This is a genomic window from Aurantimonas sp. DM33-3, assembly GCF_014334315.1.
Lineage (GTDB): Bacteria > Pseudomonadota > Alphaproteobacteria > Rhizobiales > Rhizobiaceae > Aurantimonas > Aurantimonas coralicida.
The window spans coordinates 84,589-94,512 of the sequence record NZ_JACSGS010000019.1 but is presented as its reverse complement, the minus strand read 5'-3'; the positions used below and the strand labels follow the sequence as shown (position 1 = coordinate 94,512).

The following is a 9,924-nucleotide window of genomic DNA, read 5'->3' as shown; positions in this document are numbered from 1 at the left end:
ATCGCCCGCAAGCTCCTCGTCACGCTCAACGTGGCAATCCGAACCGGAGAATATCAGCCGCGCCCAGCCACCCCTTGACGCATACTCACACAGTTGCTCGGGCTTGACCCGAGGACCCATGCCAAACCGCATCCGCTTCCACCAACCACGACGGACACCCCACCCAACCGTTGCCGCCCCCGGAAATCGGGTGGGCGCCCCCAACGGCCCCCGCTAACGTCCCTCCCAGCCGAGGAGCAGACCGTGCGCGCCATCCCGACACCCGCCCATCGCAGCATGACATCGGCCGAATGGGCGATGCTGCTGGCACTGTCCGTCCTGTGGGGCGGGTCCTTCTTCTTCACCGGCGTTGCGGTGCGCGAGCTGCCGCCCTTCACCATCGTCGTCCTGCGCGTCGGGCCGGCGGCGATGATCCTGTGGGCGGTCATGCGCGTCCTCGGCCATGCCATGCCGCGCGACCGGCGGATCTGGGCGGCTTTCGTCGGCATGGGCTTCCTCAACAATCTCGTCCCCTTCAGCCTGATCGTCTGGGGCCAGACGCAGATCGGCTCGGGCCTCGCCTCGATCCTCAATGCCACGACGCCGCTCTTCGGGGTGGTGGTCGCCCATGTGCTGACGCGCGACGAGAAGATGACCGGCCACCGGCTGGCCGGGGTGGTGCTCGGCTTTGCCGGAGTCGTGGTGATGCTCGGCCCCGCCGCCCTCCGCACCGTCGGCAGCGACATCGCCGCCCAGCTTGCCTGCCTCGCCGCGGCCTTCTCCTATGCCCTGGCCGGCGTCTTCGGACGCCGCTTCCGGCGCATGGGCGTGGCACCCATGGCGACGGCGACCGGACAGGTGACGGCCTCGACCGCGATGCTCGTCCCCCTCGCCCTTCTGGTCGACCGCCCCTGGACCCTCGCCATGCCGGGCCCGGCGACATGGGGCGCCATCCTCGGCATCGCCGCCCTCTCCACCGCGCTGGCCTACGTCCTCTATTTCCGCATCCTGGCGACGGCCGGCGCCACCAACATCCTGCTCGTGACGTTCCTCGTCCCGGTCAGCGCCATCATTCTCGGCTCGCTGGTCCTCGGCGAAGTGCTGGAACTGCAGCATTTCGCCGGCATGGCCCTCATCGGCACCGGCCTCGCGGCCATCGACGGACGGCTGGCCGGAAGGCTGAAGCGCCGGTTCGCGGGGCACGCCGGCGGCTAGCGGGCGTGATGGTGCCGGGGGGTGGGGGCCCGCCCCGTTGCGCGGACCATCTCGACGCGCGGTCCGGCCCGTGTGCCTTCTGCAGCGGAGAGGATGCTGGCGCGGTCGTGGCATGGGTCCTCGGGTCAAGCCCGAGGATGACGCGCGGTGATGATGGGAACCCGTCCTGAGACGGCGCGGGGCTTCGCTCGGCCTGTCCCGGCCCGGCACAACTCGGCTCGGCTCGGCTCGGCGTTACGGTGACGGTGATCCGCACCATCCAACAACGGCGTCATCCTCGGGCTTGACCCGAGGACCCATGCCAAACCGCTGCCACTGCACGAACGGTCGCGGCCTCACTTTTCGCGGCCCGGACCGCTGCCACTGCGTGGACCTCGCCGCGCGGGCACCATCGCGGCACCCGGTGCCATGGCAGCACGCACGAACGTCCCCGCGGCTCGCGCACCCCCCGCGCTACCGCGCCATAGCGTGGTATTCGTCATTGGGCCGCATGTCGGTGGCCGAGGCGACGCGGTTGCTCATGGCGAAAAACGCCGCCACCGCGGCGATGTCGAAGATGCCACGGTTGGAATAGCCCGCGTCGCGCAGCGCCTGCCGGTCCGCCTCGACGATGGTGTCCGGGCGCTCGGTCAGCTGGACGACGAAATCCAGCATCGCGGCGCGCTGGTCGTCGAGCCCGGCGGCGCGCCAGTTCTGGGCGATCGCCTCGCCGAAGCCGGGGTCGCCGGAGAGCTGGCGCACGGCGGCCCCATGGGCGGTCAGGCAATAATGGCAGTGATTGATCGAGGAGACGACGACGGCGATGATCTCCCGGTCGAGCTTCGACAGCTCGCTCTCGCCCAGCATCAGATCGTTGTAGAAGGTGGAAAACGCCTCCAGCTTGCGCTCGTCGAAGGCGTAGGCGAGGAGCACGTTCGGCACGATGCCGAGCTTTTCCTGGCACTTGGCGAAGAACGCCTGGGTGCGCTCCGACAGGGGCTCGGCCATCGCCAGGCCGAGTGCTGTCACGGGCCTGTCCTGTTGCTGCGTCATGCTTCCTCCCACGCTCCAGCGACGCCGGGGACACGGCTTGCCCTCGAAGGTCGTGGCGGGATTCCTATGATAGGGTGTCGGACACGACAAGCAGTCGCATCGGAGGGCACCCCATGGACCATCCCGCAACGACCAAGACGGAGATCCTGTCTGCGATCGAGGCGGCCATCGGGGAGGATGGCGCCGAAGCCACCCTCGCCCCGCTGCTCTTTGCCCGCCCGCCGGCCGAGGATCTGGCCGAGTTCACGCCCGAGGCTCTGGCGCTGGCGGCCCGCGCCGGCTTCGAGGCGCTGTGCGATCACCGCCGGGGCGCGCATCTGGTGCGCATCGAGCAGCCGGACGGCTTCGTCCTGCGCGACGGGCGCAAGCTGGAACTGATCACCGTCGTCAGCGACGACATGCCGTTCCTGTTCGACTCGGTGACCGCCGAGATCGCCGATTCCGCCGTCGGCATCCGCTACATCTCCCATCCGATCCTCGACGTGCTGCGCGGCGCGGCCGGCGAGGTCACCAGCTTCTCGGCCTCCCATCCCCGCGACATGGTGCTGGGCGAAGCCGACCGGACCAGCCTGATCCAGTTCGCCGTCGATCCCCTGGGCGACGGTGACGCGAACACGGCGCTCAAATCCCGGCTCGAGGCGATCCTCGGCCAGGTCGCCAACGCCAATGCCGATTTCGATGCCATGCGCAACCGCGCCAGCGAATCCGTCGAGGCGCTGCGTCGCCAGGCCTCGCGCCTCGACGACGCGGATCTGAAGACCACCTTCGAGGAAGCCGCCCGGCTGCTCGAATGGCTGCGCGACGACAATTTCATCTTCCTCGGCTGCCGCGAATACGACTATCTGCCCGGCAGCGAGGGCGAGGCGCTGGAACGGCGCGACGATGCCGGGCTCGGCATCCTGGCCGATCCCGACGTGCGCATTCTGGGCCGGCCCGGCCGCCGCATGACGACGACGCCAGAAATCCGCGCCTTCCTGGAAGCGCCGACCCCGCTGATCGTGACCAAGGCCAATGCCCGCTCTCTGGTCCATCGCCGCGCTTACATGGACTATGTCGGGGTCAAGCAGTTCGACGCCGACGGCAATTTCGTCGGCGAGCTGCGCATCGTCGGCCTGTTCACTTCCAGCGCCTACACGCGCTCGATCCTGACCATTCCCTATCTGCGGCTGAAGGCCGAAACGGTGATCAGCCGTTCGGGCCTGCGCCCCGGCTCGCACTCGGCCAAGGCGCTGCTCAACGCGCTGGAATCCTATTCCCGCGACGAGGTCTTCCAGATCGACGTGGCGCTGCTGGAGCGCTACGCCTCGACCATCGTCGAGCTTGGCGAACGCCCGCGGGTAAAAATCCTGTCGCGCGTCGACCGCTTCCACCGCTTCGTCTCGATCCTCGTCTTCGTGCCACGCGAACGCTACGATTCCCGCCTGCGCGAACGGATCGGCCTGATGCTCGCCGAGGCCTATGACGGCCATGTCTCGGCCTATTACCCGGCCTTCCCCGAAGGGCCGCTCGCCCGCGTCCACTTCATCATCGGACGCGCCGGCGGCACCACGCCCGAGGTCGACACGGCGCAGCTGGAAGCGCGCGTCGTCGAGATGGCCAAGAACTGGGAGGACGAGTTCACCGCCGCCCTGTCGGCCGCCGGCCATGCCGGCGAGTACGGCCGCCTCGCGCCGGGCCTGCCGGAGAGCTATCGCGACGTGGTCTCCCCGACCGAGGCGGTGGACGACGCCGGGATCATCATGGCGCTCTCAGAAGGCGAGGAGGTGCGCGTCACCTTCCATCGCCGCGAGAACGATGCGCCCGACCTCCTGCGGCTGAAGATCTATCATCTGGGCGCGGCCCTCGCGCTCTCGACCCGCGTGCCGATCCTCGAGAACATGGGCTTCTCCGCCGTATCAGAACGCACCTACCGGATCGTGCGGCCCGACGGCGAGACGGTGCATATCCACGACATGGACCTGAAGCGCAGCCGCGGCGGCGACATCGCGCTCGGCGACGACGGCGCCGCGCTGGAAGCGACCTTCGCCAATGTCTGGGCCGGCCGCATCGAGAATGATGGCTTCAACGCGCTGGTGCTGGAGGCGGGGCTGGACCTGCGCCAGGCCAACGTGCTGCGCGCCTATTCGCGTTATCTGCGCCAGACCGGCCTCGCCTATTCGCCCGATTATCTCGGCGCCGCCCTGATGCGCCAGCCACAGATCGCCCGCCTGCTGTGGGATCTCTTCGCGGCGAGCTTCGATCCCGAGCGCCCGGCCCCGGCCGAAACCGATGCGGCATCCGAAGACGGCGAGAGCGAGCCGGATGCGCGGCAGGCCCGCCGCGCAAAGGCACGGGGCGCTGGCGAGATCCATGCGGCGATCTGCGAAGCGCTGGAAGACGTCGATTCCATCGATGACGACCGCATTGTGCGGCGCTTCATGGGCGCCATCCTCGCCACGCTGCGGACCAATTACTACGCTGTCGACGGCATCTCCGCCGAGCCGGTTTCCGAACCCGGCGCGGTCGCCCCGGCGCTCGCCTTCAAGTTCGAATCTGCCGCTGTCGAGGGCCTGCCGGCCCCGGTCCCCTATCGCGAGATCTTCGTCTTCGACGCCCGCGTCGAGGGCGTGCATCTGCGCTTCGGCCCGGTCGCCCGCGGCGGCCTGCGCTGGTCGGACCGCGCCCAGGACTACCGCACCGAGGTGCTGGGTCTGGTCAAGGCGCAGCAGGTCAAGAACGCGGTGATCGTGCCGGTCGGCGCCAAGGGCGGCTTCTACCCCAAGCGCCTGCCCGACCCGTCCGACCGCGACGCCTGGTTCGCCGCCGGCCGCTCGGCCTATGTCGTCTTCATCGCCTCGCTCCTGTCGATCACCGACAACATCGTCGGCGAGGATGTCGTCACGCCGCCCCGCGTCACCCGCTATGACGGCGACGATCCCTATTTCGTCGTCGCCGCCGACAAGGGCACGGCGACCTTCTCCGACACCGCCAACGCCATCGCCCAGTCGAACGAGTTCTGGCTCGACGACGCCTTCGCCAGCGGCGGCTCGGCCGGCTACGACCACAAGGCCATGGGCATCACCGCGCGCGGCGCCTGGGAGGCGGTCAAGCGCCACTTCCGCGAGATGGACCGCGACATCCAGTCGGAGCCCTTCACCGTGGTCGGCTGCGGCGACATGTCGGGCGACGTTTTCGGCAACGGCATGCTCCTGTCGAAGACGACGCGGCTGATCGCGGCCTTCGACCACCGCGACATCTTCATCGACCCAGATCCCGATCCGGCGACGTCCTTTGCCGAGCGCCAGCGGCTGTTCGAGACGCCGCGCTCGTCCTGGAAGGACTATGACCGCGCGGCGATCTCGCAGGGCGGCGGGGTGTTCTCGCGGCGCGAGAAGATGGTGCATCTGTCGCAGGAAGCGGCAGACGCGATCGGCTGGGACAAGCGGTCGGGCACGCCGGCCGAGATCATCAGCGCGATCCTCAAGGCGCCGGCCGACCTGCTCTGGTTCGGCGGCATCGGCACCTATGTGCGCGCCGGCAACGAATCCAACGCCGATGTCGGTGACCGCGCCAACGATCCAGTGCGCGTTGCCGCCGCCGAAGTCAGGGCCAGGGTCGTCGGCGAGGGCGCCAATCTCGGCGTCACCCAGCGCGGGCGCATCGAGTTCGCGGCGGGCGGCGGACGGATCAATTCCGACGCCATCGACAATTCGGCCGGCGTGAACACCTCCGACGTCGAGGTGAACATCAAGATCGCCCTGAAGAGCGCGATGGAATCCGGTCGCCTCACCCGCGAGGAGCGCAACGCGCTTTTGGCCGACATGACCGACGAGGTCGCCGAGCTCGTCCTCGCCAACAATTACGAACAAACGCTGGCCCTGTCGCTGGAGGAGCGGGCGGGAGCGTCGGCCCTTGCCCTGCAGGCCCGCTTCATGAGTGTCCTGGAGGATGCCGGCGAACTTGACCGGGCGGTCGAGACGCTGCCGTCGGAAGCCGCCATCGCCGATCTGCGCGCCACCGGCTGCGGCCTGACCCGGCCCGAGATCGCGGTGCTGATCGCCTATGCCAAGATCACCCTGTTCGACCAGCTCGTCGCCAGCGACCTGCCGGACGACCCCTATCTGGAAGACCGGCTGAACGACTATTTCCCGGTGCCGATGCAGCGGGACTTCGCGCGGGACATCGAGGGCCATCGCCTCGGCCGGGAGATCATCTCGACGGTGCTGGCCAACGAGGTGGTCAACCGCACCGGCCCGACCTTCGTCACGGTGCTGCGTGAATCCTCCGGTGCCTCGCCGGCCGGGATCGTGCAGGCCTTCATCGCGGCCCGCGACGGTCTCGATGTGCGCTCGCTCTACGAGCGGGTGGATGCGCTGGACGGCACGCTGCATGGCGAGACCCAGAACGCGCTCTATGCGGAGATCGGCCGGTTCCTGATCCGCACGACCCGCTGGTATGTCCAGAACGAAAGCTTCGAGGGCGGCCTGACCGGCGCGGTCGTCGCCAGTCGCGACGCGCTGGACAAGCTCAAGCCGCAGCTCGTCGAGCTCGCCACCGAGGCCGGCCGGGCCGAGGCACAGTCGCGCGCCGAGGCTTTCGTCGAGAAGGGCGTGCCGCAAGACGTCGCCGAGGCGATTGCGCTGCTGCCGCTCCTGTCGCTGGTGCCGGACATCGCTTCTGTCTCACGTGAAACATCGACGGGGCTCGAAGCGACCATCGGCTGCTATTTCGGCATCACCCGGCAGTTCGAGATCGGCCGGCTCGAAGCCGCGCTCTTCGCGTTGCAGACGGACGATTACTACGAGACGCTGGCGCTGGAGCGGGCGGGTAGCCAGATCGCCGGCGCCCGGCGCAAGTTGACGGCGACAGCCCTGCGGAACTTCGGCACGGAGGATGACCCGGCCGCAGCCTGGGCGGAAAGCCGGCGGACGGCGGTGGAGCGGATCGGGGGGCAGATCGGTGCCCTCGCCGGATCGGGCGGCACCTCGGTCGCCCGGCTGACGGTCGCCGCGGGCCTGTTGTCGGATCTGGCCGGCTAGACGCCGGGCAGAGGGGGAAATGCAAGTGCCGCGCGATGGCGGCTGGTGGCCGGCCAGCATTGCTGGCCGGCGCAGGAGGGACCAGGCCGGGCCTCAGCCCTTCTTGGCGTCGGGGCGGGCCGCCGCGAACTTGCCGGGCACCGTCACTGGCACCGCTGCCTTCGTCTTGTCCGCCTTCGGCTTTCGGACTTCCTTGTTGCCGCGCATCTGACCCTTGGCCATGATCGTATCCTTTGTGGAATCCTGATTGATCCGCTGACAGAATAGCACGTGGGGGACGTCGTGGGGGATGGCATCTTTCGGATGTCACGCCCAGCGAATAAGGGGGAGTGATGGAACTCGGATCCATCCATATCCATCCGGTGAAAGCCGGGCGGTCGATCGAACGCGACGAAAATGCACTGGAGGTGTGGGGCCTCGAGGGCGACCGCCGCTGGATGCTGGTCGACCAGGCGGGCCGGTTCCTCTCCCAACGCGAGCATCCGCCCCTGGCGCTGCTCGATGCCCAGCCGGATGTCGACGGGCTGATCCTCTCCTACGAGGAAATCGGCGAGCGCTTCGTCCCTCTCCCGGAGGGCGACGAGCGGCTGACCGTCACCATCTGGGGCGACGCGGTCGATGCCGCCCTCGCCGACGACGCCACCAACGCGGCGCTGTCGCAATGGCTGCAGCGGCCGGTCCGGCTCGTCCATCTCGACCGGACGGATGCCCGCCATATCGACCCGGCCTGGGCGCCGGATAACGCGGCAAGCACTCCGCCCGTCGCCTTCGCCGATGGCTTCCCGCTGCTGATCGCCAATCCGGCCTCGCTGCGCGCGCTGAATGGGGACATCGTCCGCCAGGACGGGGACGCCGTGCCGATGAGCCGCTTCCGGCCGAACCTCGTCATCGACGGCGCCGAGGCCTGGGCCGAGGACGACTGGGCCACCATCCGCGTCGGCGAGGCGGTGATCGATCTGGTCAAACCCTGCGCCCGCTGCATCGTCACGACCGTGGACCAGACGACCGGTATGATCGCCGGCACCCAGCCGATGGACGCCATGCGCCGTATCCGGTTCTCGGCGACGCCGCGCGTGCCCGGCGTGTTGTTCGGCTGGAACGCGGTGCCGCGCGGCCCGGCCGTGATCCGCCGCGGCGATCCGGTGGAGGTCGTCGCCCGGCGCGGCGGCGCACCCGCCGTGCGCGACGCATCGGCCCGCGGCGCCGACCGATGACCGAACTCGCACCGACCGTCGCCGGCCTGCCCTACCGGGTCCCGCTGCGCCAGCGCGCCGTCTGGGGCTGGATGACCTTCGACTTTGCCGCCCAACCCTTCTTCACCGTCGTCATCACCTTCGTCTTCGGGCCCTATTTCGTCTCCCAGCTCGCCTCCGATCCGGCCACCGGCCAGGCCTGGTGGAGCGGCGCGGTGACCCTCGTCGGCATCTGCGTGGCGATCCTGTCGCCCTTTCTTGGCTCGATCGCCGACCGGGCCGGGCCCCGCAAGCCGTGGATCGCCAGCTTCGCCGTCGTGAAGATCACGGCGCTGCTGCTCTTGTGGTTCGCCGTGCCCGGCACGCCGCTGATCTTTGCTGCCGCGCTCATCGTCTTCGCCATGGTGGCGGCGGAATTCTCCATCGTCTTCAACGACGCCATGATCCCCCGCCTTGTCCATCGCGATTCCATCGGGCGCGTCTCGAACCTCGCCTGGGGTCTCGGCTATGTCGGCGGGATCGTCTTCCTGTTCGTCACCCTCGCCTTCCTGGCGGGATCGCCCCAGACCGGCCTGACCCTGCTCGGCCTCGAGCCCTGGTTCGGCCTCGACCCGGCCGAGGGCGAAGGCGCACGGGCGACCGGCCCGCTCTCGGCCCTCTGGTACCTCGTCTTCGTCCTGCCAATGTTCCTGCTGACGCCGGACCGCAAGAAGGCCGAGCCGATCCGCGTCGCCGCACGGGACGGGCTGAAGGACCTGAAGGCGACCTATCGCGAGATCCGGGTGCGCGGCACGCTGTTCCGCTTTCTGATCGCGCGGATGATCTACCAGGACGGCGTCAATGCGCTGCTGGTGCTTGGCGGCGCCTTCGCCGCCGGCATGTTCGGATGGTCGATCACCGAGAGCGGCCTGTTCGGCGTCATTCTCAACGTCACCGCCATTCTCGGCTGCGTCGGCGCCAGCGTTCTCGACGCGCGGCTGGGCTCCAAGGCGGTCATCGTCGCCTCGATCCTCTGCCTGATGACGGCGACGATCGGGATCATCTCGACGGCGCCGGATTCCACCCTGTTCGGCCTTTTGACCTTCGCACCATCCGAGGCGACAGGGCTCTTCGCCACCCCGGCGGAGAAGAGCTACATCGTCTTCGGCCTGCTGATCGGGCTCGCCTTCGGCCCGGTCCAGGCCTCGTCGCGCTCATGGCTGGCGCAATCGGTCACCGCCGACGAGGCCGGCCGCTATTTCGGCTTCTATGCCCTCACCGGCCGGGCGACATCCTTCCTCGGCACGGCGGCCGTCGCGGCCTTCACCGCGGTCGCCGCGGGCCTGACCGACCCGGCGACCGCGTCGCGCATCGGCATGTCGGCGCTGATCCTGTTCTTCGTCGTCGGGCTGGCGATCCTTCTGGGAACGCCGGGCCCCCGCGCGGTCGGCAGGGGCCAGGATCCCGACAGGGAGCGCCAGCCGGCCGCATAGGCCGGCCGGCACCGG

The 9,924-nt window shown here is 69.1% G+C and carries 6 protein-coding genes; 4 read left to right on the top strand and 2 right to left on the bottom strand.

The window, feature by feature from the left end; genetic code table 11:
• Positions 1-276 precede the first annotated feature (276 nt).
• On the top strand, positions 277-1,194 hold the full coding sequence (locus tag H9Q09_RS19900) for a DMT family transporter (protein ID WP_187392486.1): 918 nt from the start codon (positions 277-279) through the stop codon (positions 1,192-1,194).
• A gap of 453 nt (positions 1,195-1,647) precedes the next feature.
• On the opposite strand, the gene H9Q09_RS19895 is transcribed toward H9Q09_RS19900, so the two are convergent.
• Entirely contained in the window at positions 1,648-2,226 is a 579-nt protein-coding gene (locus H9Q09_RS19895; protein WP_187392477.1) for a peroxidase-related enzyme, read from the bottom strand.
• 113 nt (positions 2,227-2,339) lie between these two features.
• Here H9Q09_RS19895 and H9Q09_RS19890 point away from each other — a divergent pair, with 113 nt between their 5' ends.
• Entirely contained in the window at positions 2,340-7,244 is a 4,905-nt protein-coding gene (locus tag H9Q09_RS19890) for an NAD-glutamate dehydrogenase (RefSeq protein WP_187392476.1), read from the top strand.
• A gap of 93 nt (positions 7,245-7,337) precedes the next feature.
• On the opposite strand, the gene H9Q09_RS22710 is transcribed toward H9Q09_RS19890, so the two are convergent.
• Positions 7,338-7,466, bottom strand: coding sequence for a hypothetical protein (locus H9Q09_RS22710; RefSeq protein ID WP_277022717.1), 129 nt, complete (start codon positions 7,464-7,466; stop codon positions 7,338-7,340).
• 110 nt (positions 7,467-7,576) lie between these two features.
• Here H9Q09_RS22710 and H9Q09_RS19885 point away from each other — a divergent pair, with 110 nt between their 5' ends.
• Positions 7,577-8,458: an MOSC N-terminal beta barrel domain-containing protein gene (locus H9Q09_RS19885; RefSeq protein WP_187392475.1), complete on the top strand. Its 882-nt coding sequence runs from the start codon at positions 7,577-7,579 to the stop codon at positions 8,456-8,458.
• Positions 8,455-9,909, top strand: a complete 1,455-nt coding sequence (locus H9Q09_RS19880) for an MFS transporter (RefSeq protein ID WP_210315443.1) — start codon at positions 8,455-8,457, stop codon at positions 9,907-9,909. Before H9Q09_RS19885 ends, H9Q09_RS19880 begins: the two co-directional genes overlap by 4 nt.
• Positions 9,910-9,924: the final 15 nt, after the last annotated feature.